This window comes from Helicobacter cholecystus, from assembly GCF_003364215.1.
Taxonomy (GTDB): domain Bacteria; phylum Campylobacterota; class Campylobacteria; order Campylobacterales; family Helicobacteraceae; genus Helicobacter_G; species Helicobacter_G cholecystus.
The window spans coordinates 147,845-173,384 of the sequence record NZ_NXLU01000002.1; the positions used below are offsets into that span (position 1 = coordinate 147,845).

23 protein-coding genes are annotated in these 25,540 nt (G+C 35.3%); 22 read left to right on the top strand and 1 reads right to left on the bottom strand.

The window, feature by feature from the left end; all coding sequences use genetic code 11:
- Positions 1 to 7 precede the first annotated feature (7 nt).
- From CQA62_RS02515 to CQA62_RS02525, 3 genes are read left to right on the top strand one after another with little or no spacing between them, the layout of a single operon-like run.
- Complete coding sequence (locus CQA62_RS02515; RefSeq protein WP_104724507.1) at positions 8 to 397, top strand: 4Fe-4S dicluster domain-containing protein; 390 nt, start codon at positions 8 to 10, stop codon at positions 395 to 397.
- A 12-nt stretch (positions 398 to 409) separates the two neighbouring features.
- Complete coding sequence (locus CQA62_RS02520; RefSeq protein WP_104724506.1) at positions 410 to 1,624, top strand: 2-oxoacid:ferredoxin oxidoreductase subunit alpha; 1,215 nt, start codon at positions 410 to 412, stop codon at positions 1,622 to 1,624.
- 10 nt (positions 1,625 to 1,634) lie between these two features.
- A complete protein-coding gene (locus tag CQA62_RS02525) occupies positions 1,635 to 2,585 on the top strand; it encodes a thiamine pyrophosphate-dependent enzyme (protein ID WP_115585108.1) in 951 nt (316 codons plus the stop codon).
- Positions 2,586 to 2,895: 310 nt separating this feature from the next.
- Here CQA62_RS02525 and CQA62_RS02530 read toward each other — a convergent pair whose 3' ends face one another.
- Positions 2,896 to 4,281: a phosphomannomutase/phosphoglucomutase gene (locus CQA62_RS02530; protein ID WP_104724504.1), complete on the bottom strand. Its 1,386-nt coding sequence runs from the start codon at positions 4,279 to 4,281 to the stop codon at positions 2,896 to 2,898.
- Between the two features lie 137 nt (positions 4,282 to 4,418).
- On the opposite strand from CQA62_RS02530, the gene fliF reads away from it, so the two are divergent.
- From fliF to hypF, 19 genes are all read left to right on the top strand, one after another.
- The gene (gene fliF / locus CQA62_RS02535) at positions 4,419 to 6,146 is read left to right on the top strand and encodes a flagellar basal-body MS-ring/collar protein FliF (protein WP_104724503.1); all 1,728 of its coding nucleotides are present in this window, start codon (positions 4,419 to 4,421) and stop codon (positions 6,144 to 6,146) included.
- 10 nt (positions 6,147 to 6,156) lie between these two features.
- Positions 6,157 to 7,188 (top strand): flagellar motor switch protein FliG, encoded by a 1,032-nt coding sequence (fliG, locus tag CQA62_RS02540; RefSeq protein WP_104724502.1) that lies wholly within the window; start codon positions 6,157 to 6,159, stop codon positions 7,186 to 7,188.
- Positions 7,188 to 7,973, top strand: a complete 786-nt coding sequence (locus CQA62_RS02545; RefSeq protein WP_104724501.1) for a FliH/SctL family protein — start codon at positions 7,188 to 7,190, stop codon at positions 7,971 to 7,973. The genes fliG and CQA62_RS02545 overlap by 1 nt, the downstream gene beginning before the upstream one ends.
- Positions 7,973 to 9,817 (top strand): 1-deoxy-D-xylulose-5-phosphate synthase, encoded by a 1,845-nt coding sequence (gene dxs / locus CQA62_RS02550; RefSeq protein WP_104724500.1) that lies wholly within the window; start codon positions 7,973 to 7,975, stop codon positions 9,815 to 9,817. The genes CQA62_RS02545 and dxs overlap by 1 nt, the downstream gene beginning before the upstream one ends.
- Positions 9,814 to 10,248, top strand: coding sequence for a low molecular weight protein-tyrosine-phosphatase (locus tag CQA62_RS02555; protein ID WP_104724499.1), 435 nt, complete (start codon positions 9,814 to 9,816; stop codon positions 10,246 to 10,248). Before dxs ends, CQA62_RS02555 begins: the two co-directional genes overlap by 4 nt.
- 9 nt (positions 10,249 to 10,257) lie before the next feature.
- Positions 10,258 to 10,596 (top strand): arsenate reductase family protein, encoded by a 339-nt coding sequence (locus CQA62_RS02560; RefSeq protein WP_104724498.1) that lies wholly within the window; start codon positions 10,258 to 10,260, stop codon positions 10,594 to 10,596.
- Positions 10,580 to 11,911 (top strand): SH3 domain-containing C40 family peptidase, encoded by a 1,332-nt coding sequence (locus CQA62_RS02565; RefSeq protein WP_104724497.1) that lies wholly within the window; start codon positions 10,580 to 10,582, stop codon positions 11,909 to 11,911. Before CQA62_RS02560 ends, CQA62_RS02565 begins: the two co-directional genes overlap by 17 nt.
- Complete coding sequence (locus CQA62_RS02570; RefSeq protein WP_104724496.1) at positions 11,911 to 12,696, top strand: metal ABC transporter solute-binding protein, Zn/Mn family; 786 nt, start codon at positions 11,911 to 11,913, stop codon at positions 12,694 to 12,696. The genes CQA62_RS02565 and CQA62_RS02570 overlap by 1 nt, the downstream gene beginning before the upstream one ends.
- A complete protein-coding gene (locus CQA62_RS06875) occupies positions 12,689 to 12,853 on the top strand; it encodes a DUF5408 family protein (RefSeq protein ID WP_158653684.1) in 165 nt (54 codons plus the stop codon). Before CQA62_RS02570 ends, CQA62_RS06875 begins: the two co-directional genes overlap by 8 nt.
- 71 nt (positions 12,854 to 12,924) lie before the next feature.
- Positions 12,925 to 13,833 (top strand): 1-phosphofructokinase, encoded by a 909-nt coding sequence (gene pfkB / locus CQA62_RS02575; protein WP_104724495.1) that lies wholly within the window; start codon positions 12,925 to 12,927, stop codon positions 13,831 to 13,833.
- Entirely contained in the window at positions 13,830 to 15,716 is a 1,887-nt protein-coding gene (locus CQA62_RS02580; RefSeq protein ID WP_104724494.1) for a PTS fructose transporter subunit IIABC, read from the top strand. Before pfkB ends, CQA62_RS02580 begins: the two co-directional genes overlap by 4 nt.
- Positions 15,717 to 15,974 carry an HPr family phosphocarrier protein gene (locus CQA62_RS02585; protein WP_104724493.1) on the top strand — a complete coding sequence of 86 codons (258 nt, stop codon included), beginning with the start codon at positions 15,717 to 15,719 and terminating at the stop codon, positions 15,972 to 15,974. It abuts the gene before it with no gap.
- An 8-nt stretch (positions 15,975 to 15,982) separates the two neighbouring features.
- The gene (ptsP, locus tag CQA62_RS02590; protein ID WP_104724492.1) at positions 15,983 to 17,590 is read left to right on the top strand and encodes a phosphoenolpyruvate--protein phosphotransferase; all 1,608 of its coding nucleotides are present in this window, start codon (positions 15,983 to 15,985) and stop codon (positions 17,588 to 17,590) included.
- A 125-nt stretch (positions 17,591 to 17,715) separates the two neighbouring features.
- Positions 17,716 to 18,873 (top strand): hydrogenase small subunit, encoded by a 1,158-nt coding sequence (locus CQA62_RS02595; protein ID WP_104724491.1) that lies wholly within the window; start codon positions 17,716 to 17,718, stop codon positions 18,871 to 18,873.
- A gap of 2 nt (positions 18,874 to 18,875) precedes the next feature.
- Positions 18,876 to 20,600 carry a nickel-dependent hydrogenase large subunit gene (locus CQA62_RS02600; protein ID WP_104724490.1) on the top strand — a complete coding sequence of 575 codons (1,725 nt, stop codon included), beginning with the start codon at positions 18,876 to 18,878 and terminating at the stop codon, positions 20,598 to 20,600.
- Positions 20,601 to 20,621: 21 nt separating this feature from the next.
- Entirely contained in the window at positions 20,622 to 21,254 is a 633-nt protein-coding gene (gene cybH, locus CQA62_RS02605) for a Ni/Fe-hydrogenase, b-type cytochrome subunit (RefSeq protein WP_104724489.1), read from the top strand.
- Positions 21,251 to 21,817, top strand: a complete 567-nt coding sequence (locus CQA62_RS02610) for a HyaD/HybD family hydrogenase maturation endopeptidase (RefSeq protein WP_104724488.1) — start codon at positions 21,251 to 21,253, stop codon at positions 21,815 to 21,817. Before cybH ends, CQA62_RS02610 begins: the two co-directional genes overlap by 4 nt.
- A complete protein-coding gene (locus CQA62_RS02615; protein ID WP_104724487.1) occupies positions 21,807 to 23,333 on the top strand; it encodes a hypothetical protein in 1,527 nt (508 codons plus the stop codon). The genes CQA62_RS02610 and CQA62_RS02615 overlap by 11 nt, the downstream gene beginning before the upstream one ends.
- Entirely contained in the window at positions 23,330 to 25,540 is a 2,211-nt protein-coding gene (hypF, locus tag CQA62_RS02620) for a carbamoyltransferase HypF (protein ID WP_104724486.1), read from the top strand. The genes CQA62_RS02615 and hypF overlap by 4 nt, the downstream gene beginning before the upstream one ends.

Here is a 25,540-nt window from a genome sequence, read left to right on the forward strand (position 1 = left end):
TGAGAAAATGAAAGGTTGGAATGAATTTGAAATTGGATCTGTACTTTTTCCATTTGAGAGTAGCGAAGATGGGATTAAGATTCAAGAGAAAATGCCTGAGAATAGAGTATATACAGAGAACAGTTCAAAATCTGCTAGTGTAGCTCACTGGAGAGTGCAAAAGCCAGTGCATAATCAAGATATTTGTATTAACTGTTTTAATTGTTGGGTGTATTGCCCAGACGCAGCAATTCTTGCTCGTGATGAAAAACTCAAAGGTGTTGATTATGTGCATTGTAAAGGGTGCGGAGTTTGTGTGCAAGTATGTCCTACAAATCCTAAATCTCTTTTAATGTTTGATGAAAATGAAGAAAATACTGATGCTCTTGCAAAATGGCCTAAAAAAGAAAGTAAATAAGGAGAAGAGTCTATGGCTTTAAAATATGATTTGTTAAAAACTGAAGTTTGGGATGGGAATATGGCTGCAAGCCATGCTTTGCGACAAGCACAAATTGATGTTGTGGCTGCTTATCCAATTACACCTTCTACACCAATTGTACAAAACTATGGAAAGTTTTTAAGTGATGGATATATTGATGGTGAGTTTGTGATGGTTGAATCTGAACATGCTGCCATGAGTGCTTGTGTAGGTGCTTCTGCTGCTGGTGGTAGAGTCGCAACTGCAACAAGTTCTCAAGGTTTTGCATTAATGATTGAAGTCATGTATCAAGCTTCTGGTATGAGAGTTCCCATTGTTCTTAACCTTGTAAATCGTGCCTTGGCTGCTCCACTTAATGTAAATGGAGATCACTCTGATATGTATCTAAGCAGAGATTGTGGTTGGTTAAATCTTTGTACATACAATCCTCAGGAAGCTTATGATTTTAACTTGATGGCTTTTAGAATTGCTGAGAGTACAAGAATTCCAACAATCGTTAATCAAGATGGATTTATTTGTTCTCATACAGCTCAAAATGTTAATCCTTTAAGTGATGAGGAAGCTTATAAGTTTATAGGCGAGTTTAAGCAAAAAAATGCAATGCTTGATTTTTCTAAGCCTATTACTTATGGTGCACAAACTGAGGAGGATTGGCACTTTGAGCATAAAGCTCAACTTCACCACGATATTATAAAAGCAACCAAAACTATTGAAGAGGTATTTGGTGAATTTGCAAAACTTACAGGTAGACAATATTCTTTAGTAGAAAAATATGATATGGATGATGCAGAGGTTGCAATTGTAGCTCTTGGAACAACTGTTGAGTCTGCAAGAATTGCGGCTAAACATGCAAGAGAAAAGGGTATTAGAGCTGGAGTTGTATCTATAAGGACGCTTAGACCCTTCCCTTATGCACAAGTGGGTGAAGCACTTAAAAACTGTAAGGCAGTTGCAATGTTGGATAGAAGTTTGCCAGCAGGTGCTATGGGTATGCTCTTTAATGAGGTGGGTGTTGCAATTCTGCAAAACTCTGTAAATAAGCCAATCCTTTCAAACTATATTTATGGACTTGGTGGAAGAGATATGACACAAGATATGCTCAATAAAATTTATAAAGAGCTTGATGATAATGCAAAAGCTGGAAAACTTACACATGCTACTCAGCAATTTGTAGGGTTACGTGGAAAAGAATTGGCGTTTAACTAAGGAGTGAAAGATGACAAAAGAAGTTAAAAATCTAAAACAATTTTCAAAGTCAGCAGAAAAGTTTGAGGGGGCAAATCTTCTTTGTCCTGGCTGTGCTCATGGAATGATTATTCGTGAAGTTCTTAATTCTGTTGATGGGCATATTTTAATTGGTAATTCTACAGGATGTATTGAGGTTTCAACTGCTGTATATCCTTATACTTCTTGGGATGTGCCTTGGATTCATATTGGATTTGAAAATGGTTCTACCGCAGTAGCTGGTGCTGAGGCGATGTATAAGGCACTTGTTAAAAAGGGAAGATATACAGGTGAAAGGCCAAAATTTGTAGCTTTTGGTGGAGATGGTTCTACTTATGATATTGGTTTCCAATGGATTAGTGGTTGTTTTGAAAGGGGACATGATTTTACTTATGTTTGCTTTGATAATGAAGTGTATGCAAATACAGGAGGCCAAAGAAGTGGTTCTACTCCTCTGGGATCAAGTACTTCTACAACCCCAGCAGGAAGAGTGAGTTTGAGTTATGGTAAAAAAGAGAGAAAAAAAGATCTTATAGCAATTTTTGCAGCTCATGGATCTCCTTATGTTGCTCAAGTGGCACCAAATAAATGGAAAGATATGAACAAAAAAATAAAAACTGCAATTGATACAGAGGGACCAACATTTATTAATGCTCTTAGTGCTTGCACAACTGAGTGGAGATTTGATTGCAATAATACGATTGAAATGATGGATTTAGCAGTAGATTCTTTGGTATTCCCACTTTATGAGATTATCAATGGCCATGAACTCCATATTACCTATAGACCCAAAAATATTATTCCTGTGCGTGATTATCTTGGTGTTCAAGGAAGATTTAAACATCTCTTTAAACCTGAAAATGAGCACATTATTGAGCAATGGCAAAAAGATGTTGATAAAAAATGGGAGCTTCTCCAAAGAAGAGAAGAAAGAGGGGTTTAATCCCTTTTTCTCTTTGTTCACTTTCTTGTTTAATTCTCTCTCAAATTTTTATAAAAATAGATCAATCTTCCTTGGATATTATTGAAATAAATTGTAATTGATTTCTAGAAGGTGTTTAAATCAATCGATCTTGGGCTAAGGATGAAGTTTTTATCCTAAGAGCTTTGGAAAAGCAGAAAAAATAAATGATTGAGGAAGTGAACCTTACCCTACAAAGTTAATTCTTTGCTTTTAAATTTGAATGGGGCTAACCCCATTGCATAATTCATAGATAAATTTATGAACTTGTACCTGAGATAAATCTAAGAATTTATTTTAAAGTATCCAATAAGGCAAGAGTTTGATTTTTATAAAATTCTAGCAACTCTTGATTTTGCGCCTCAAATCGTGTAACAAGAACAGGGGTAGTATTACTTGCTCTCACAAGTCCCCAGCCTTTTTCAAAAATAATTCTGACCCCATCAATGCTGATGATATCTAAGATTTTTGGGAAAGAGCTTGGCGGATGAGCAAGTGCATCTTGAAGTTTTGCAATGAGCGTGAATTTCATCTCTTCTTGTATAGAAATTTTTTCTTCATCGGTTGAATAAACTTTGGGGAGAGATAAAATGAGATTTTCCACTTCTTCTACATTTGAGTGTAAGAAAAGCTCCAACGCTCTAAGCCCCGCATAGATTGCATCATCATAACCAAAGTAGCGATCATTAAAGAAGATGTGCCCACTCATTTCAGCTGCTAAAGATGCATTAGTTTCTTTGAGCTTTACCTTTAGGTTACTGTGTCCCGTTTTATACATAATAGATGTGCCAATTTTATTGCATTCCTCATACATTACTGCTGAGCATTTAACCTCTCCAATAATAATAGGTTTTTTAGGAGAAATTTCTTTTGCAATTGATTTTGCAAAAAGAATAGCAAGTTCATCACCTTTATAGCTATGATTTGTGCTTAAAAGAGCGATTCTATCCGCATCACCATCAAATGCTAGAGCAATGGGAATATTTTTTTCTTTCATCATCTTTTTGACATCTTTAAGATTCTTTTCTTCACTAGGATCAGGATGGTGGTTGGGGAAGGTGCCATCAGGTTCAACATAAAGCGGTGTATAAGCAATATTGAGATTTTTTAAAATTGGCTCTAGTGCAACACCTGCAACACCATTTCCACAATCTATGGCAATAGGATAGGGAAAATTTTTAAGTGAAACAAAATGTTGTGTAAGATAAGTAATATATTCACTTAAGACATTAATTTTTTCTACCTCTTGATCTTGGTGGGTATAGGAGAGAGAAAGAGAGGAAATCCTTTCTTTTAATTTTTGGATTTCTTTGCCATAAAATGGCTCCTTTGCAAGTGTGATTTTAAACCCATTATATTCTGAGGGATTGTGAGAACCTGTGATCATAATTGAATTATTTGCATATTTCCCACAAAAAATGGAAAAATATGCTACAGGCGTAGGAATGAGTCCCATATCATAAACTTTAATCCCCTGAGATTGTAAACCATTCTTGAGCCACTCAAAAAGAATAGGAGAGTGTACTCTTGCATCAAATCCAATATTGATAGCATTCTCCCCTTTATCTTTAAGGATTTCTGCAAGTCCATATCCAATTTTATAGACAATTTCTTTGTTAAGATCTTTTTGAAAAATTCCTCGAATATCATACTCTCTAAAAATATAATCAAAATTCATTTTTTATCCTTACGGGTTAAAGTCAATGATAAAACATATTATAGCAAAGCTGAATTTTTCATATCACAAGAGGTTTTTTGGATAAAATAAATATTTTTAAGCTTTATAATATTTGATTTTTTTTCAAAGGTGTTGCATTGGATATAGGGGCGTTAATTAAGCAGATTAGAGACTTTTACGACAAGATTAATAAGAAGCAAAAAATTGTAATTCTAGGAAGTATTTTTGCTGTTATTGTATTTTTGGCTTATTTGATTGTTTTTTCAACCAATAAGGGAGGAGGGAACACAAATGGTTATGCAGTGCTTTTTGAAGGAGTTGATCCAAGTGATAGCGCACTCATAGTTCAACATCTTCAACAAAACAATATTCCTTATGATCTGCCCAAAGAAGATACAATTTTGGTTCCAAAGGCCCAAGTCTATGAGCAAAGAATTGCCTTGGCAAGCAAGGGTCTTCCTAAAAGTTCAAAAGTAGGTTTTGAAATTTTTGATACTAAAGATTTTGGTGCAACAGATTTTGATCAAAATATTAAATTTTTACGTGCAACTGAGGGTGAGTTGGCACGTACAATCCAGTCTTTAACTCCAATTGAAGAAGCGCAAGTGCATATTGCTTTGCCTAAAGATTCTGTATTTGTGAGTAAATCCACGCCTCCTACAGCCTCTGTTGTTGTTAAGATCAGAGAAAATATGCTCCTTTCTCCTACCCAAGTTTTAGGAATTAAAAATCTTGTCTCAGCGGCTGTGAGTAAGCTTACTCCAGAGAATGTTAAAATTGTTGATGAAAATGGAGAAACCTTGGGCGAAAATTCTGAAGAAGCCCAATCACGAGAACTTGCAAAAATCATTAATATGCAGATGAAATATAAAAATAATTATGAAAAAACTCTTGAAGATAAGGTGATCAACATTCTTTCTCCTATTGTGGGTGGAAGAGATCGTGTTGTTGCAAAGGTAACCGCAGAGTTTGATTTCCGTCAAACCAAAAGTACAAAAGAGAGTTTTGATCCAAATAGCGTTGTGCGAAGTGAGCAGAGTTTAGAAGAAAAACGTGAAGGCTTAAAACCAAAAGAAGTGGGTGGGGTCCCAGGAGTTGTTAGTAATATCGGACCTGTGGAAGGTTTAAATTCTCAAGGGGGAGAAAAGTATGAGAAATCTACAAATACCACAAATTATGAAGTAGGAAAAACAGTTAGTGAAATTAAGGGTGAATTTGGTGTACTTAAACGTTTAAGCGTCGCTGTGGTTGTAGATGGAAGCTATGAGAAAGTTAATGAAAATGGGGTGGAGAAGCTTAAGTATTTTCCACTCTCACAAGAAAGTATGGATAAAATTAATGGTCTTGCCCGTCAAGCAGTAGGGTTTGATAAAGAGAGGGGAGATGAGATTTCTGTGAGTAATTTTGAGCTTAATGGTGCAACACAGACCTATAAGCCAAAAGATAAATGGGACAGTATTGTAGATGATATTAAAAAATACACTAATCCATTTATTCCAATTTTTAAATATCTTATTGTTTTACTTATTGCTTATGTCTTCTATAAGAAGGTGATTACCCCTTTTGTAGAGCGTATGCTTTCTGATCAAGAGGAGGAGGATGCAGATATTGGTTCTGCATTGGGTGATGATGAAGTTAAGGGGACTGATAGTAAGTTTAGTGAAGCAAGAAAGAGAATTGAGGAACAATTAGGTGCCGAAAATCTTCTTAATGAAGAAGATATTAAATATGATGTCTTGGTTGAGAGAATGAGGGATATGATTTCTGAGAAACCTCAAGAGATTGCAGCACTATTTCAACGTCTCATTAGTGATGAATTAGGGGTAGAAGATGGAATGCAAAAAGTTGATAAGGATGAAGGGTAAGGAGTAAGTTATGGCAGCAAATCTAACAGCACGTCAAAAAGCACAATTTGATGATCTCTCAATGTCTGAGAAAATTGCAATTTTACTTTTACAAATGGGCGAGGATGTTACAAGTGATATTTTACATTACCTAGATACTGAGGCGGTTACAGAAGTTACGCGTCATATTGCATTGATGAATGGAACGGATAGAGCTATAGGGGCTGCAGTTTTAGAAGAATTCTTTGCAATTTTACAAAGCAATCAATATATTAGCACGGGTGGATTTGATTATGCAAGAGAAATTTTGACAAAAGCCTTGGGTCACGATGAGGCAAAACGCATTATTGATAAACTCAGTAAAACAATGCAAACCTCTCAGAATTTTAGTTATCTTGCAAAGGTTAAGCCCCAACAACTTGCAAACTTTATTATTAATGAACATCCTCAAACTGTAGCCTTGATTTTAGCACATATGGAAGCAGGGAGTGCCGCACAAACACTCTCATATTTTCCAGATGATATTAAAGCTGAGATTGCAATTAGAATGGCAAATCTAGGAGATATTTCTCCAAATATTGTAAAAAGAGTATCAACAGTTCTTGAAAGCCGACTAGAAGCTCTAACAAGTTATAAAATTGAAGCCGGTGGTCCAAGAACTGTTGCTGAGATCTTTAATAAATTAGGCCAAAAAGCTGCAGTGACTACGATTGAGCATATTGAAAAAGTGGATAAATCACTTGCGAGTGTGATCAAAGAGATGATGTTTACATTTAATGATATTATTAATCTTGACAATACTGCAATTCGTGAGATTCTTAAAGTTGTTGATAAAAAAGATCTTACTCTTGCACTTAAGACTTCAACTGATGAACTTAAAGAGAAATTTACTTCAAATATGTCACAAAGAGCTGCTGAGCAATTTATCGAAGAGATGCAATATTTAGGAGCAGTAAAGCTTAAAGATGTTGAAGCAGCTCAAAGAAAGATTGCTGAAATAGTTCAAGCTCTAGCTGAGCAAGGACTTATTCAAATTGGAGATGGAGACGAGGTAGTTGAATAATGGATAATAATTTCATCACACAAACAGATCATGAAAAACATACAATCAAAAAATATGAGTTTAGAAATATTGATAAAACACTTGAGGCACAGATCGCTCCCTCAATGGAAGAGAAAGGGATTTATACACCCAATACTGAGCCAACAAATACGCAGAGCGATGAAATTTTGGCAATCCAAGAAATACTTAATGAAATTTTGCAAGGTAATAAAACTCTAGAGACTTCTTTACAAGCCTTGCAATCTCAAATTCAAACAATGCATTCTAGTGACAATCATGCTTTGCTTGAGGAGACAAAAAACAGTGCTTATGAGCAAGGGTTTTTGGAGGGTGAAAAAAAGGCAAGAGAAAATTTAGAAGCACAAATTCAATCTCAACAGCAAGCACTAGTTTTGGCAATACAAAATCTCAATGAGGCATTGAATCAATCTTATGAGAATGTCAAAAGCCTGGAAGCAGAATTAAGTGCAATTGCCCTAGACTTGGCAAAAGAGGTGATCATTAAAGAGGTCCAGGAAGAGAGTGGGAAAATCGCTAATGAAATTGCAAAAGAGTTGCTTGCACCCATTGCAGATAGCAATGAAATTACGCTCAAGGTTAATCCACTTGATTTACCTTATTTACAAGAAAAACTGCCTGAAGTGCAGAGAATTAATTTTAAAGCAGATCCTTTAATTGCGCGTGGAGGAGTTATAATCTCAAGCCCTAAGGGAAATTTTGATGGCACAATTCTTTCTCGTTATAAAAATCTTAAGCGCATAATTTTAGAAGAAAAAGGGCTTTGATGAGTTATGAGTATAAAGATGTTTTGGGAAATGAGAATTTCTTAGAACTTCAAAATATCGCTCAAGCTCTTAGAGAAAGAATTTTGGATGTAGTTTCTCGCAATGGGGGTCATCTAAGTTCCGCCTTGGGTGCTGTGGATTTGATTGTAGGGATGCATCAAGTTTTTAATCATTTCCAAAATCCTTTTATCTTTGATGTGGGACATCAGGCTTATGCTCATAAACTTCTTACAGGGCGTTGGGAAGAATTTGAAAGTTTAAGGAGTTTTGGGGGGTTAAGTGGTTTCCCAAATCCTAGAGAATCATCTTCTGATTTTTTTATTGCAGGACATAGTTCAACAGCAATCTCTGTAGGAGTAGGGGTGGCTAAAGCTTTTAATCTTACCAAACAAGATCAACTTCCAATTGTCTTAATTGGAGATGGTGCAATGACTGCTGGACTTGTATATGAGGCACTTAATGAATTAGGAGAGAGAAAGTATCCCATGATTATCATTCTTAATGATAATGAGATGAGTATCAGCAAACCTATTGGTGCAATTTCTCGCTACCTTTCTCAAGCCATTGCATCACCATTTTGTCAAGGTGTTAAGGGGGGATTAAAAAAGATTTTAAAAAAAATGCCTCAGAGTGCAAGCTATATGGCAAAAAAATTTGAAGAATCTTTTAAACTCATTACACCTGGAATCTTATTTGAAGAGCTAGGATTAAATTATATTGGACCCATTGATGGACATAATATTGAAGAGATTGTTTCCATACTTAAAATTGCAAAAGAGATGAGAGCACCTGTTTTAATCCATGCTCAAACTACTAAGGGTAAGGGATATAAAATTGCTGAAGGTCATTTTGAGAAATGGCATGGTGTTTCTCCTTTTGATTTGCAGAGTGGAGAAAGTTTGAAAAAATCTACAAGCATCTCCCCAACTTCAGTCTTTAGTCAAACTCTTAAAGAACTTGCACGTGAGGATGAAAAGATTGTGGGAGTGACTGCTGCAATGCCTAGTGGAACGGGGATGAATAGATTGATAGAGGATTATCCTGATCGCTTTTGGGATGTGGCAATTGCAGAAGCACATGCTGTAACTTCAAGTTCTGCTCTTGCCCAAAAAGGATTTAAGCCTTTTGTTGCAATTTATTCTACTTTTTTACAGAGGGCTTATGATAGCATTGTGCATGATGTGGGCATTATGAATTCACCCGTGCGATTTGCTATTGATAGAGCAGGGATTGTAGGAGAGGATGGAGAAACTCATCAAGGGCTTTTAGATATTGCCTATCTTAGAAGTATCCCTAATTTTACCTTATTGGCTCCAAGAGATTTGTCAACACTTTATAAAGCAGTTAAGTTTGCGCACTCTCATGATTCTTCTCCCATTGCTTTTAGATACCCTCGCGCAGAATTTACACTTTTGGATGGAGAATATGAGGCAAAAGATTTTAAATTGGGAGAAATGGAGATTCTTAAAGAAGGAGAAGAAATTGTACTCATTGGTTATGGCAATGGTGTAGGAAGAGCCTTGAATGTATCTAAAGATTTGCAAAAAGAGGGAATAGAGGTGGGTGTTGTAGATTTGAGATTTTTAAAACCACTTGATCAGCAAGGATTAAAAAAGCTCTTTACTCAGTATCAAAAGGCTTTTGTTTTAAGCGATAGCTATCTTATGGGAGGAGTAGGGAGTGCTCTTTTGGAGTTTATGACTCAAGAGCAAATTGATTGGGTAGAGTTAAAAAGTCTTGAGGTGCAAGATGAATTTATTACACATGGAAAAACAGCCTTGATAGAAGAAAGATTAGGCTTAAGTACTTCTAGGCTTGTAGAGCGTATTAAGGGGTATTTATGAGAAAGAGTGTTCTTTTTGTATGTTTAGGCAATATTTGTCGCTCTCCCTTAGCACAAGGAATTGCTCGTCATTATGATCCCTATAGTCATTTTGATTCTGCAGGTTTAAGTGAATATCATCAAGGAGAGAAACCTTGTAAGGGTATAGAGGAAATTGCAAAAAAATATAATATTTCTCTAAAGGGGATCACAAGTCGTTGTATTGTTTATCCAAAAGATGAGGCATTTGATTGGATTATTTGTATGGATGAACAAAATTATCAAGATCTTATCAAACTTGGTTTTTGTGCTCAAAAAATCAAGAAATTGGGGGAATTTGGCTTTGGCGGGGTAGATATACCTGATCCTTATTATTATGTTGGAATGGAGGGGTTTGAAAAAGTATATTCAATGATTAAACAAGGCGTTGTAAACTTATTGGAAACGTTTTAAGGAGTAGATGTGATTGTTGTATCAGGAATAAGAAATTGTCAGAGTGTAAAAAAAGCACTTGTATTTTTAGATAGTCGTCATGTTGATTATGATTTTGTTGATTATAAGAAGAATCCCCCTAGCATTTCCATGCTTAAAGAGTGGGTGAGACTCAAAGGAATAGATAAAGTACTCAATAAAAGAGGGACGACTTATCGATCTCTTGGACTTGCTAATCAAAATTTAAGTGAGGATGAATTACTTGAACAGATGTCTAAGAATCCTACTTTAATTAAGCGTCCTATTTTGGTAGGAGAGGATATTTTAGAGTTTGGATTTACCAAGGAAGGATATGAGAAGTTTTTTTAATCTCCTTTTAGTCTCTCTTTTTTTCTTTGGATGTTCAGAAGCTAAAAGAGAAAAGCCAAAGCCTATTGCAGATCTTTTAATGCCGCAGAATGCATTAGAATATTTGCCCTCTACAAAAGTGGCACCATTTAGCAAACATAAGCTTTTAGAACTTAAAGAAAATTATTTAAAAAAGTTTTTTTCACCTTTTTTGAATTTAGCTCCTAATCCAAATATTTCTGAAGTGTTTTGGATCAAAAGTTCTTTAGAAAAAAATATAGGATATGGAGAAAATCTTAAACCCATTGATCCCAAAATGACACAAAAAATTTTACAAGATATGCAACTCCCCCTTTATCCTAGTGTAGCTCAAATGGCTATTGTGGTTAAAGATAGCGATGTAAGAGCTGTTCCAAGTGTGCATCCTCGATTTTCAAAATCTTCTGGCTTTCCTTTTGATCGATGGCAAAACTCTATGATTTTTTATGGAACTCCAGTTTTGATTACTCATTTTGATAAAAGTAAGCGTTTTGCTCATATCCAAACAGAATTTGTTTATGGCTGGGTAGATGTTAGACATTTAGCTTTTGTTTCACCCAAACAAGCAAAAAATCTAGCAGCAATGAAAGATTTCGTTGTGCCAAAGAGTGATGAATTAATCATTACAGATTGGAGGGGAGATTATCTTACACAAGCAAGGATTGGCAAGATTTTTCCTCTTGCGCAAAAAAATAAGATTTGGGTATTCAAAAGACAGAGTGATGGGAAACTAAGAATTGAGCAAACACAGATTGATCCTCAAGCTTTTGATGCCTTTCCTTTGAATTTTTCACAAAAAAAGGTTGCTGAGTATATCAATGAACTTGTAGGAAGACAGTATGGTTGGGGGGGAATGTATGAGGAACGAGATTGCTCTGCATTCATCCGAGATATTTTTACAAATTTTGGACTTTATTTGCCTAGAAACTCCTATGCACAAGGTCATTATGGAACAAGACAGATTGATCTTAGCCTACTTGCTTCAAATCAAAAAGAGCAAATCTTATTTTCTAATGCTACTCCTTTTGGAAGTGTGCTGTATTTAAAAGGACATATTATGCTTTATCTTGGAAAGGATCAAAAGGGTAGGGCAGTTGCTGCGCATAGTGCGTGGAGTGTTAATGCTGGAGATATTTGGGGTAAAGAGGAATATCGTTTAGGTGGGGTTGTTATCACTACTCTTGAGCCCGCCAATGAATATAATGGAAGTTGGGGGAGGAGCAAGACATTAAGAGATAGAATACTTCTGGTGAATGATCTTTATAGCTTAATGGAAGATATAGGCGAAGGAAGGTAATGAAAAAACTTATATTTTTCTTTACTTTTCTTTTTTCTCTTTATGGGGTTGAATCTGATTTTAAGATTAAGGTGGGCGTAAGTATTCTGGCACAGGAGTATTTTTTAAAAAAAATTGGTGGAGATTTCGTAGAGGTGATTACAATTGTCCCCCAATCAAGAAATCCAAGCTTATACACTCCAAGTGGAGAACAAATGAAGATGATCAAAAATCTTAGTGCTTATATTGCGATCGGAATTCCTTTTGAGAAAAGATGGATAAAGCGTTTTACAAATGCAAATCCAAGTTTGCGTATTTTGGATCTTTCTTCACCGGATTGCAATGATAAAATTTGTTTCTCTTGGCTTTCTATTTCAAATGCAAAAGAATATGCTAAAAAAATTGCCTACATCTTAAGAGCTATTGATATTAAAAATTCAAAAATCTATAAAGAAAATCTTGAAATTTTTCTTAAAGAACTTCAAGATCTTGAGCAACAGATTAGAGAAAAGCTCAAGTCTCCTGAAAGCAAAAAGCAATTTGGTGCCTTTCAAGATACTTGGGATGAGTATGTGAAGGATTTTTCACTTCAAGTGCTAGATATCGCTAATCCGCAGGATTTAAAAACTTTTAAAGATTCTCATCTTTCTTTTGTTTTCATTACTCCTTTTAACCTCAAAAAACAAGTTTTACATCTTTTTCCAAGATCTAAAATTAAATTAATTGAAATTAATCCTTTTAGTATTGAATGGAAAGAAAATCTTTTAAAAGTCACTTCATATATTGCAGGAGAAAAAAATGGATAATATTGCTAAAAGAGCCTTAAAACTTGCAGTAATTTGTCTTTTATTGAGCTTTTTTATTGCACTTTTTACACTTTATGTTTTGCTTAATCAAATTGATGCAACAGCAGGAATGAGTCAGCGCTTAGATAGAATTGAGGCAAAGCTTAAAGATAAATAGACTTTTTAAGGCATTTTTATGTTTTTTTTGATTAAAATCAGAGTTTTGAATTTTTAAAATAAGGTATTGATGTGGTTTACACACTGACACTTAATCCTGCTCTTGATTATTACTTAGAACTTGATGCTTTTCATCTAGGCGAAACCAATCGCTCTAAGAGTGAAACTTTAGTTGCTGGAGGAAAGGGAATTAATGTTTCAATGATGCTCAATAATCTTGGAGTGTCTAATCAAGCCTTGGGATTTTTGGCTGGTTTTAGTGGAGAAGAGATTTCAAGGCGACTTCAGAGGGCTAATATTAATTCACGTTTTGTATTTTTAAAAAATGGTTACAGTCGAATTAATGTTAAGATTCTCTCTGAAGAAGAAAGCGAGATCAATGCAAATGGGGCAATTCCTACTCAAGATGAGATAGAAATGCTTTTGCATTTGCTTGAGGGTGTAAGCCAAGATGATATGCTAATACTTTCAGGATCCCTTGCCCAGGGTATGCCCAAAAATTTTTATGCTCAAATTATGAAACAATGCTCTCATACGCCCATTATTCTTGATACCATTGGAGAGGCTTTAACCTTGGCACTTCCTTATGCTCCTCTCTTAATTAAGCCTAATAAGGCTGAACTTGAGGGTATTTTCCATCATAAAATATACTCATTAGATGAAATTTTAATTGACTGTAAAAAGCTTCAAGAAATGGGTGCTAGGAATGTGCTTGTTTCGCTTGGAGGAGATGGAGCAGTATTTGTTGGAGAAAATGCAGAAGTGTATAGCTTGAGTGTGCCAAAGGGTGAGTTGATTAACTCTGTTGGAGCTGGAGACAGTATGGTTGCTGGTTTTTGTATGGGATATCTTAGAAGTCAAGATGTCAAAGAGGCATTCTATTATGCCTTAGCTAGTGGAAGTGCAAGTGCTTATTCTGAAGGTTTTGGAAGTTTGCAAAAAGTAGAAGAATTATTTCATCAAATGAAGGAGGAAGAATGAAGAAAATTACTGACTTACTTGCCCTAGAGTGCATTTCCCTTAATGCTAAAGCAAATAGCAAGAGTGAGGTAATTGCTCAAGCTGTCAAACTGATGGATAAAAGTGGAAATCTTCTTGATATGCAAGCTTATAAAGAGGCTGTGCTTAAACGTGAAGAAGAGGGAAGTACAGGAATAGGTGAGGGAATTGCAATTCCTCATGCAAAAAGTTCAAGTGTTAAAAATGCATCGCTTGTAGCGATGATTTTTCCTGAAGGTGTAGAGTTTGACTCTCTAGATAGCCAGAGTGTTAAATTACTCTTTATGATTGCTGCTCCTGAAGATAAAAATGAGGCACATTTAGAGATTTTAAGTCAACTCTCTGAGCTTTTAATGCAAAATGATTTTGTAGAAAAACTTCTCAAAGCTCAAAATGCTCAGGAGTTTTGTTCCATTATTGATGAAGCACAAGGAGTACAAAAAAATCAAAGAAAACAAACCCAAAATGCCAAAGTTTTGGCTGTTACAGCTTGTCCAACGGGAATTGCTCATACTTATATGGCTGCTCAATCTTTGGAGAAGAAAGCCCAAGAAATGGGTGTAGAGATTAAGGTTGAAACTCGAGGCTCTAGTGGAGTAAAAAATGAACTGAGTGCTGAGGATATTGAATATGCAGATTGTATTATTATTGCAGCAGATACACAAGTTCCTTTAGAGCGTTTTAAGGGAAAAAGGGTTTTGTTTGTCAAGGTAGCTCAAGGAATCTCTGAGCCTCAAGAGCTTATCAATAGGGCTTATCAAGCTTCTATTTATCAGGGATCTCAAGACTTCCAAGACTTCCAGGATCAAAAGAAGACTAAGATTTCTACAGGATATTTGCTCTATAAGCATTTGATGAATGGGGTCTCTTATATGCTTCCTTTTGTTGTAGGGGGCGGTATTTTCATTGCATTAGCTTTTTTAATTGATGGATATTATGTGGATTTGCTCAATGCAAGTGATGGAGTCAAAAAAGCATTTGGAAGCAATAGTGCACTTGCAAAGTTTTTTATGGATATTGGAGGAGTGGTCTTTTCTTTCATGCTTCCAATTTTGGCTGGATTTATTGCAATGAGTATTGCTGATCGTCCTGCTTTAGTTGTGGGATTTATCGGTGGTGCAATTGCAAAATTAGGCACTTCAGGATTCTTGGGTGCAATCTTGGCGGGGTTTTTGGCAGGTTATATTGTGTTAGGCTTAAAGAAAGCACTCTCTTTTTTACCTCATAGTCTTGATGGAATGAAGCCCATTTTATTTTATCCCTTACTTGGAATTTTGAGTATTGCCCTGATTATGACTTATATTGTTGAACCACCTATAGGAGCAATCAATACTTTTATGAATGAAGGATTAAATTCTATGAATGGTGAGTGGAAGGTTTTGCTTGGAATCTTATTGGGAGTAATGATGGCAGCAGACTTGGGAGGTCCTATTAATAAAGCAGCCTATGTTTTTGGTGCAGCTTCAATTGCATCTGGAAATTATGACATTATGGCGGCAGTTATGATTGGAGGTATGGTCCCACCCCTTACAATCGCACTTGCAACAACACTCTTTAAAAAGAAATTTACACCTACAGAGCAAAAGGGAGGAATAAGTAACTATATTATGGGATTATCCTTTATTACAGAGGGGGCCATTCCTTATGCTGCTAGTGATCCACTCAGAGTCCTTGGGTCTTGTATGATAGGTTCAGGAATTTCAGGAGGGCTATCAATGTATTTTAGTTGCTCTCTTATGGCCCCTCATGGTGGGATTTTTGTCTTTCCAGTCGTGGATAATGTGCTTGGCTACTGCTTTGCTTTAGCAATAGGAAGTATGATTGGGGCAATCATTTTGGGAATTTGGAAAAAGGAGATTAAATAAATGAAAACAATTAAACATATTATTAAAGATATTCAAGGGATTCATGCTCGTCCTGCAGGTGTACTTGTAAAAAAAGTAGGAGAATTTAACTCAAAAATTACAATCAGTCATAAAGGTAAGCAAATCGATGCAAAGCGAATCTTGGCTGTGATGAGCTTAGGTGCAAAGAGTGGAGAAGAGCTGGACTTTAGTATTGAAGGTGAAGATGAACAATATGCTTATGAAACCTTGCTTGAGTTTTTAAAAGAAAATTTGTAGGAGAGAGAATGAAAATCTATCAAGGTAAATGTGTAGTAAGTGGGATTGCAATTGGAAAGATTGCGGTATTAAAAGAGCATCTTAATGAAGAGAGTACTTATCATATCCTTTCAAACGCACAAGAACTTGAAAGATTTAAAAATGCAAGAGTTCAGGCTATAGAGGAAATTAAAAAGCTTTATCATAAAGCACTCAAAGAAGTTGGCGAAGAAGAGGCGATGATTTTTGATGTGCATTCCATGATGCTTGAAGACTTAGATTATATTGAATATATAGAAGAAAAAATTGTTCAAGGACTTGGAGCATACCAAGCTATAAGTGAAGCAAAAGAATATTTTTCAACACTCTTTGGACAAATGGATGATGAGTATATGAAAGCAAGAAGTGCAGATATTGTAGATGTGAGCAATCGTGTGCTTAAGGTTTTGCAGGGGGTATTAGAGAAAGAAATTAAAGAGCCAAGCATTATCTTAGCTTGCGATCTCTCACCCAGTCAAACACTTCAAATGGATCGCTCTTGCTTTCTTGCGCTTGCAACTCAATATGGATCCCATAATTCTCATACAGCAATTTTGGCTAAAACAATGGGTATTCCCGCATGTATTCAGATGGATTATGATGAAAATATTGATGGAGAAATGGGAATTTTAGATGCAGAAAATGGAAAGCTTTATGTTAATCCAAGTCAAGAGTTGCTCCAAGAATTTCAAGCTCTTAAAAAAATTCAAGAGCAAAAACAAGAGCAATTACAAAATTTTAAGGGCAAAGAAACGCTAACTCTTTCAGGCAAGAAGATTATGCTTTATGCCAATATTGGGAATATTGCTGATGCAAAAAGCGCGTTAGAAAATGATGCAGAAGGCATTGGATTGTTTAGAAGTGAATTTTTGTATTTACAAAACAATACTTATCCTACCGAACAAGAACAATTTGAAGCTTATAAAGCTGTCTTAGAGCTTATGGGAGGAAAAAGAGTTGTCATTAGAACAATGGATATTGGAGCAGACAAAAAAATTGATTATTTTGATTTAGATTTTGAAGAAAATCCTGCTCTTGGATATCGTGCAATTAGAATCTGTCTTGATCGAAAAGAGATTTTTAAAACCCAGCTTAGGGCATTGTATAAAGCAAGTGTATATGGAAAACTTGCTGTTATGTTTCCTATGATTACCTCTCTTTGGGAAATTTCTGAAATTAAGGCAATTTTATCTGAAGTTTACGCTGAACTTCAGAGTGAGGGAGTAGATTATGACCAAAATCTAGAACTTGGAGTGATGATAGAAACCCCAGCTTCCGCTCTTATTGCTGAAGACTTAGCAAAAGAGGTGGATTTTTTTAGTATAGGAACAAATGACTTAACCCAATACACCTTAGCTCTTGATAGGCAAAATCTAAAATTAGAGCGTTTTGCAGACCCCTATCATCCAGCATTATTTAAGCTATTTGAAATGGTTATAGAAGCTGGACATCGACATAACTGTTGGGTAGGAGTGTGTGGAGAGTTGGCAGGAGATGTAAATATAACTCAAAAACTTATAGACCTTGGAGTTGATGAACTTTCTGTTTCCCCAAAATTAATCTTAACCTTACGTCAAAAAATTTTGTCAATAAAATAGTTACTATTTTACACATTTTTATAAAAAAAGATATCAAATAGACCCTTAAAATGATAATTGACTATTTTTTCTATTAAAATTTAGAGATAGGCTTTTGGCTAATACTTTATTAATGGAGGAAATTAATGGGAAACAAAGAGATGAAAAAATTACAGAGGCGCTTAGAAGAACTTGAAAAACTTCCTGTAATGAATGAGAATTCTTCAATTGCTTCAATGCTTGAAGAAAAAGGGGTGACAAGAAGAGATTTTATGAAATGGGCTGGGAGTATGACAGCAATGTTAGCACTTTCCTCAGCTTATACTCCACTTGTTGCAAAAGCTGCTGAACTCAGTGATAGATTGCCAGTAATATGGCTAAATATGGCTGAATGCACAGGCTGTAGTGAGAGTTTAACAAGATCAGAGTTTCCAACAATTGATGCTTTGATTTTTAATTACATTTCTCTTGAGTACCATGAAACACTGATGGCACCTTCGGGTTGGCAAGCAGAGCTTTCATTGCATCAGGCAATGAAGAAATATGCAGGAAAGTATATTTTAATGGTTGAGGGGGGGATTCCTCTTGGAAATGATGGGAGGTTTTTAACTATTGGGCCTGAAGCAAAAACAGGAAAAGAGCTTGCAAAAGAAGCAATTGAAAAAAGTGCCGCTGTGTTTGCAATTGGAACATGTTCAAGTTTTGGAGGAGTTCAAGCTGCTTACCCAAATCCAACAAACACCAAATCCTTAAGTGTAATAAGTTCTAAACCAGTGATTAATGTACCGGGTTGTCCTCCAAGTGAAAGAAATATTGTTGGAACTTTAATGTATTTTATTTTGTTTGGACAACTTCCTGTGCTTGATGCATTTAATCGTCCAACTTGGGCATATGGTCAAAGAATTCATGACCTTTGTGAGAGAAGAGGAAGGTTTGATGCAGGTGAGTTTGTAGAAAACTTTGGTGATGAGGGAGCAAAAAAAGGATACTGTCTTTACAAGGTAGGATGCAAAGGACCCTATACTTTTAATAACTGTTCTGTGAGTAAATTTAATAGTGGCACATCTTGGCCAATTCAAGCAGGACATGGATGCATTGGTTGTAGTGAGCCTAATTTCTGGGATACAATGGCGCCTTATGAAAAACCTCTTGCTGATCGAAAATTCCAAAGTGTGTTTGGGGGAAATGGTGCTGATGCAACAGCAGATAAGATTGGTATAGGGGTTTTGAGTGCAACAGCAATTGCAATTGCAGCACATGCAACAATTATGAAAATTAAAGATGCAAATACTAAAGGAGAATAAAAATGGCAAATAAAAGAGTGGTGATTGATCCAATTACAAGAATTGAAGGACATTTAAGGGTTGAGGTTGAAGTAGATGAGAATAATGTCATTAAAAATGCTTTTTCTTCTTCTACACTTTGGAGGGGACTTGAGGTGATTGTAAAAGGAAGAGATCCTAGAGATGTGGGATTGATTGTGCAAAGAATTTGTGGTGTTTGTACTTCTTCACATTATCGTGCTGGGATTGAGGCAGTTGAGGATGCATTAGGTGTGAGTATTCCTCTAAATGCACGTTATGTAAGATCTATGATTGCTCAAGCACTTTTTTTACATGATCATATTGTGCATTTTTATTTATTGCATGGACTTGATTGGGTAGATGTTCTCTCAGCTCTTAAGGCCAATCCTAAAAAAGCAGAACAAGAAGCTTATAAATATACTCAAAATCCCTATGCAGCAGGGGAAGCTGATTTAAGATCAGCTCAAGAGAAAGTGCAAAAGATGGTTGATGGGGGCCAACTTGGAATTTTTGCAAATGGATATTGGGGAAATAAAACTTATAAACTTACTCCTGAGCAAAATCTTATTGCACTCTCTCACTATCTTAAATGTATTGAAGTTCAAAGGGATTGTGCAAAACTTATGGCTATCCTTGGAGGTAAGCAACCTCATCCACAAAGTTTTGTAGTTGGTGGTGTGACCTGTGTAAGGGATTTACTTGATCCAAGTCGTCTTGCTGAATGGAAAACTCGTTTTGAGGGTGTTAAAGAGTTTGTTGAGCGAGCGTACTATCCAGATGTTTTAATGGCAGCTAAAATGTTTGGCAATGAGGCAAGTGTAACGCAAACTGTTATGGTTCCTAATTTTATCTCTGGTGATGGTATTGCATTAAATGCAACAGAAAACCTTTTTAATTCTGGTTATATTCTCAATAAAGATCTCTCAAAAGCATTTGAAATTGATGAAAGTTTAATTATGGAAGAGTGCACACATTCTTGGTATAAGGAAGATAAGCCGCTTCATCCCTATGAGGGTCAAACAGAACCAAACTATACAGGATTTATAGAGAAGCAAACAATTGATGGTGAGGGCAAAAGTGTTCAAACTCCAAGTATTAATGAGCAGGGAAAATATAGCTGGATTAAATCTCCAAGATATGATGCAAAACCCTTTGAAGTTGGACCATTAGCCTCTATGCTTGTGGGATATGCACAAGGAAATAAGAGAATTAAAAAAGTTGTTGATGAGTTTTTAAGCCAATCTTCACTCCCAGTATCTGCACTTTTTACAACTCTTGGAAGAACAGCTGGAAGAATGCTTCAAACAAAATTGATTGTAGAGTATGGGTTAGAAACTTTTAATTCCTTGGTTGAAAACCTTAAAAAAGATGAAAGCACTTGTACCCCTATTTCTATTGATCCGAATAAAGAGTATAAAGGGCGCTATATTGGAGAGGTTCCAAGAGGAATGCTTAGTCATTGGATTAGGATTAAAGAGGGTGTAGTTGAGAATTATCAAGCTGTAGTTCCTTCAACCTGGAATGCAGGACCAGTAGATGCAAAAGGACAAAAGGGTCCTTATGAAGCAAATCTGATCGGTATGAAACTCCAAGATATGACAAAACCTTTAGAAATTATTAGAAATATTCATAGCTACGATCCTTGTATTGCTTGTGCTGTGCACATTATGGATACCAAGGGCAATAAATTGGGCGAGTATAAAATCGATCCAAAATATCTTGTATAGTTCCTCTAAAAGGAGAATATTATGAAAGATCATCACGATTTACCTCTATCTTTTTGGGTAACACATTGGATTAGATTTATTTGTATGATTGTTTTGGTGGTAAGTGGTTTTTATATTGCTCAACCATTTATTATGTCTGATGCAGACTTGAGCGCACCTGTCAATTTCTTGCAAGCTAAGATTAGATTTTGGCATGTCCTACTTGGAATGATTCTCTTGGGTGCAACACTCTTTAAGACCTATTTGTTTTTCTTTAGCAAGGGAAGCGAGATTGAGAGAAAATCTTTTAATAATGTTTTAAGTGCAAAGCAATGGGCTTCAAGGATTATTTTCTACCTTACTTTAGGTGGAAAAGTTAAGGATTATGGACTTTATAATCCATTGCAATTTGTTGTTTATCTTGGTGTGTATATTGCACTCTATGGGATTATCATTACAGGATTTGTATTGTTTATGAATTGTTATCATGATGGAATGATGGGTGTAATTTATCCATTCTTTAAGCCTTTAGAAACTTTAATGGGTGGAATTGCAAATGTAAGATGGATTCACCATTTGCTCACTTGGGTATTTCTTCTTTTCTTGCCTGTACATATCTATATGGCATCTATGAAGTACCTGTTTAAAACCAGTTATGAAAAGGCACATTCTTGAAGATTTTAATTTTAGGAATTGGAAATATTCTCTTTGGTGATGAAGGAATTGGAGCACATTTTGCTCATTATATTGATGAAAAATATGATTTTTTCCCATCAGAGGGGAATTCTATTACTATTATTGATGGTGGGACTTTAGCCCACCTTCTTATTCCTATTATTGTCAAATATGACAAGGTCATTTTAATTGATTGTATTGAGAGTGAAGATGGCAAATTCGGTGATGTATTTTTCTTTGATTTTGAAGCAATGCCAAAGCAAATAAGCTGGCAAGGAAGTGCTCATGAAGTTGAAACATTGCAAACATTAGAAATGATGAGAACACATGGTGATATACCTTCAATTAAGATTATAGGTGTGATTCCCACAAGAATTGAATCAGATTCTACTTTTGAACTTTCCTCCCAAATACTTCAATCAGTGGAGACGATGGAGAAAGTCTTGAAAAAATATATTTTAGAACTTGATGCAAAATGTCAGATTAAAGAGAAAGAGGGGGTAGATATTCAAGAGATTGCAAGAATTTCTTTTAAGCGAGAGATAAAGCACAATGATCTTTGAATTAAGTTTTGAGCATCGTAGTTTTGGAAATACTCTTGGATTTTTCTTACAAAATATCCTTTCTAATTATGATGATTTAAGTTATAGTATTTTTCATAAAGATTGCAATGATTTAAGGCTTTGGATTGAATGCAATGAAAGTGAGAAATTAGAAGAAATTGTTCAAGAACTCTCAGAAAAAATTCCTCAAAGTCTTTATGTTGATGAGATTAACTCCAATAGTTTCCCTTCTCTTCCACTTCCTCAAAGTGCTCATTTTACTCAACCTAAAAACTCTGCACATTTTTGCCCCCAATGCCTAAAAACTCTTCAAGAAGTTTGTGAAGTCTGTGGGCAAAAGAGAATTGTTATCCCTGAGGAAACGCTTAAGTGCATTGCAAAAGAATTGTTAGAGGGAAAAGATTTGAAATTAAAAACTCCAAGTGGAGAGCATATCTTAAGCCAAAAGTCCAGTTTAAGAATATATTGCCTTGATCTTGAAAAGATCTTAGAAGTTTGTACTCCTACAAGCAAAGAACTTAATGCTTTAGCGAGTTATGAGAGACCCATTCTTAGAATCAAACCTTATGAAAAAAGTATAGATGAGGAATTTATTTGTATCTCTTTGGCTCAAGATAAGGTCTTGTATGATCTTTTTATAATTCTTAGGGATTATGGTGTAAACTTTATCTATGGTGGAAGTCAAGCACAAAAAAGCTATGATCTGACAGAAGTCATTTCTTATAATGATGAGATTGTTGTGTATGAAAATGAACATTTTGCACTTTTGCAAACATCTTGTATTGATGAAGAACTCAAAGAAAAATTTTGTTTAATGCAAAGTGATGATAAAGCTTTTTTATCTACAATTCTTGCTGAAAATCACTTGGAGCAGAAAAATATCCTCAATTTTTATTTTTGTAAAAAGGGAGGGGATAAAATTTGTCTTTATAATTCTCAAACCCAATGGTTTAATGAGGTGATGAGCTTCACTCTTCCTAAGGATTTATTTACCTTGATTGAAGAAATTAAAGCATTGGATGAGGGTGGAGAAAGATTGATTGCAAACTTTTTACAAAAATTTCCCCATTTACTTTGTGAAAATCTTGATTTTAGCTCTTTTCCTCAAGGGGTGTATGGGATATGGGAGATTGTGCGAGTGATCTTGGGATTAAAGAAAAATCCTCTTGAAATTGCACAAAATAATCTTGATAAGAGAGGGGTTGCAATTGATTATGTATTTAAACAAGATTCCCTAATCTTGCAACACTTTAATCTTGCACGTTGCATGAGAAGTGGAATGAGTTTTAAAATCGTAGGAGTTGCAGATGAAATTATTGCGCTAGGTTATATTGAAAGCTTCTCTCATCTTCCCTCTAAACTTTATATTGCACTCAGAGGTTCAGTAGATATTGAAGGAATCTCTTTGAGTGGGGACTTATTTGCTAATAAAATGATTGGAGATTTTTTCTATTTCAATAATCGCCAAAGTATGATTTATCGTAATAAGAAATTTCCTCTTTTGTTTAAGAGATGAAAAGTCTTAAGCTTCAGATTCAAGGCAAGATTCAAGGTGTAGGGTTTCGCCCATTTATTGCTAATCTTGCTGCTTCTTTAGGGCTTTGTGGGTATGTGAAAAATAATGCATTAGGGGTAGAGGTGCTTTTGCAGGGAGAGAGAAGTGGAGAGTTTCTGTCTTCTTTTCCACAAAAAGCTCCTAAAATCTCTGAAATTCAAAAGATAGAAGTTTTTGAGTTTGATTATCCCATATGTGAGGGATTTGAAATCTTAAAGAGTGAACAGGCAGAAAATTATTCAACCTTGCTTATTCCTGAGCTTGGAATTTGTCAAGATTGCAAAAATGATCTTTTTGCTCAAGAAAACTCTCGTTTTTTTTATCCCTTAATTAATTGTACAAATTGTGGGCCAAGATATAGCGTCATTAAGGCCTTACCTTATGATAGAGAGCGAACTTCAATGTCTGAGTTTATGATGTGCAAGAAGTGCAGGGAGGAGTATACTAGGCCTCAAAGTCGTTTTTTTCATGCTCAGCCTATTTCCTGTCCCCAATGTGGTCCTAAATTTTTTTACAATAATGAAGTTGTGATGGATTATAAGAAAACCTTTTTTAAACTTGCCCAAAAAATTAAACAAGGTGAAATTGTTTTAATACAAGGATTGGGTGGATTTCATCTGGTTTGTGATGCAACTAATATTAAGAGTATTGCTAAGCTTAGATTGCTTAAAGATCGCCCAAGAAAACCTTTGGCATTGATGTGTAAAGACATTGAGCAAGTTAAAGCTATTGCTTATGTTTCAAAAAATGAACAACAAGCACTCTTATCCCCTAAAGCTCCTATTGTTTTACTCAAGGCAAAACAATATCTAGAAGGTATTGCACCCTCTTTAAATACTTATGCAATTATGCTCTCATATACCCCTATTTATGAACTTTTATTCTCTTTCTTAGACTTTCCTCTTGTAGTAACTTCTGCCAATCCTAAAGGTGAACCCATTATTTACAAAAGAGAAGAGTTGAAAAAACTCTTTAGCCTGACATCTATTTTCCTCTCTCATCAAAGAGAGATTCTTAATCCTGTTGAAGACTCCATTATTCAAATACTTAGCACTCAAGATGAAGTAGTGCTAAGAAATGCTCGAGGATATGCACCAGTAAGCTTTAGACTCTCTAAAAAAATAGCATCCCCTCTCCTTGCTGTAGGAGGGAATCAAAAGGCAAGTTTTGCTATTGCTTTTGAGGATATACTTGTTCTCTCTCCTTATATTGGGGATTTGGACAATGTTGAAAGTATTGAGAGATTTAAAAGTAGTATTGCAAAGCTTCAGGCCCTGTATGGGATTTTAAGATTTGAAAGCATTGTGTGTGATTTGCACCCTCAATATCAAAGCACAATGATTGCCAAAGAGCTTGCAGAAAAGATGAACTCAAATCTTGTGCAAATTCAGCATCATTATGCTCATACTCTAAGTGTATGTTTTGAGCATCAAATCAATTCAGAAGTGTTAAGTTTTTGCTTTGATGGAACGGGATATGGGGAAGATGGAAAAATTTGGGGTGGAGAGGTACTTTTAGGATCACTTGATGGTTTTAAAAGATTGGCTCATTTTAAATATTTTAAGCTTCTTGGTGGAGAGGTGGCATTTAGAGATATTGGACGTATTTTTTATTCTTTAGCTTTTGATTATTTATCATTTCAAGAGGTTCAAGAATTGAAAACTTCTAAAAATGAGCATGAGATTAAGACCCTTTATCAGATGCATCAAAAATCACTCAATTCTCCACAAACCTCAAGTGTGGGTAGGCTATTTGATTTTGTAGCCTTTATATGTGGACTAGAAACACAAAGTTATGAGGGGGAGAGTGGGGTGTTGCTTCAAAACCTCTATTGTGAAAAGTATGCTCATATCAGTTATAACTTTAAGCTTAATAATGGCGAGATAGAGTTGGATTTTGTAGAAATGTTTCAAGATTATCTTAAAGAGAGTAAAGAGAGGATTGCATCAAAATTCATTAACACTCTGATTAACCTTGTGCTCTTGATTGCTCAAGAGAGAGATTGTAAAATCGTGCTTTGTGGGGGAGTATTTTGTAATAATATTTTGAGTGAAAAAATTTTAGAAAAATTAAGAAAAAGTGGGAAATCTTGTTATATTGGAAATAAGATTCCTCCCAATGACAATGGTCTTGCTTTGGGACAAATGTATTATCTTTTAAAGGAGTGA

Bases quoted from the DNA above. Each gene is read 5' to 3' on its own strand.
- CQA62_RS02515 (WP_104724507.1), top strand. From the start codon at position 8: ATGAAAGGTTGGAATGAATTTGAAATTGGATCTGTACTTTTTCCATTT.
- CQA62_RS02520 (WP_104724506.1), top strand. From the start codon at position 410: ATGGCTTTAAAATATGATTTGTTAAAAACTGAAGTTTGGGATGGGAAT.
- CQA62_RS02525 (WP_115585108.1), top strand. From the start codon at position 1,635: ATGACAAAAGAAGTTAAAAATCTAAAACAATTTTCAAAGTCAGCAGAA.
- CQA62_RS02530 (WP_104724504.1), bottom strand. From the start codon at position 4,281: ATGAATTTTGATTATATTTTTAGAGAGTATGATATTCGAGGAATTTTT.
- fliG (WP_104724502.1), top strand. From the start codon at position 6,157: ATGGCAGCAAATCTAACAGCACGTCAAAAAGCACAATTTGATGATCTC.
- CQA62_RS02545 (WP_104724501.1), top strand. From the start codon at position 7,188: ATGGATAATAATTTCATCACACAAACAGATCATGAAAAACATACAATC.
- dxs (WP_104724500.1), top strand. From the start codon at position 7,973: ATGAGTTATGAGTATAAAGATGTTTTGGGAAATGAGAATTTCTTAGAA.
- CQA62_RS02555 (WP_104724499.1), top strand. From the start codon at position 9,814: ATGAGAAAGAGTGTTCTTTTTGTATGTTTAGGCAATATTTGTCGCTCT.
- CQA62_RS02565 (WP_104724497.1), top strand. From the start codon at position 10,580: ATGAGAAGTTTTTTTAATCTCCTTTTAGTCTCTCTTTTTTTCTTTGGA.
- CQA62_RS02570 (WP_104724496.1), top strand. From the start codon at position 11,911: ATGAAAAAACTTATATTTTTCTTTACTTTTCTTTTTTCTCTTTATGGG.
- CQA62_RS06875 (WP_158653684.1), top strand. From the start codon at position 12,689: ATGGATAATATTGCTAAAAGAGCCTTAAAACTTGCAGTAATTTGTCTT.
- CQA62_RS02580 (WP_104724494.1), top strand. From the start codon at position 13,830: ATGAAGAAAATTACTGACTTACTTGCCCTAGAGTGCATTTCCCTTAAT.
- CQA62_RS02585 (WP_104724493.1), top strand. From the start codon at position 15,717: ATGAAAACAATTAAACATATTATTAAAGATATTCAAGGGATTCATGCT.
- ptsP (WP_104724492.1), top strand. From the start codon at position 15,983: ATGAAAATCTATCAAGGTAAATGTGTAGTAAGTGGGATTGCAATTGGA.
- CQA62_RS02595 (WP_104724491.1), top strand. From the start codon at position 17,716: ATGGGAAACAAAGAGATGAAAAAATTACAGAGGCGCTTAGAAGAACTT.
- CQA62_RS02600 (WP_104724490.1), top strand. From the start codon at position 18,876: ATGGCAAATAAAAGAGTGGTGATTGATCCAATTACAAGAATTGAAGGA.
- cybH (WP_104724489.1), top strand. From the start codon at position 20,622: ATGAAAGATCATCACGATTTACCTCTATCTTTTTGGGTAACACATTGG.
- CQA62_RS02615 (WP_104724487.1), top strand. From the start codon at position 21,807: ATGATCTTTGAATTAAGTTTTGAGCATCGTAGTTTTGGAAATACTCTT.
- hypF (WP_104724486.1), top strand. From the start codon at position 23,330: ATGAAAAGTCTTAAGCTTCAGATTCAAGGCAAGATTCAAGGTGTAGGG.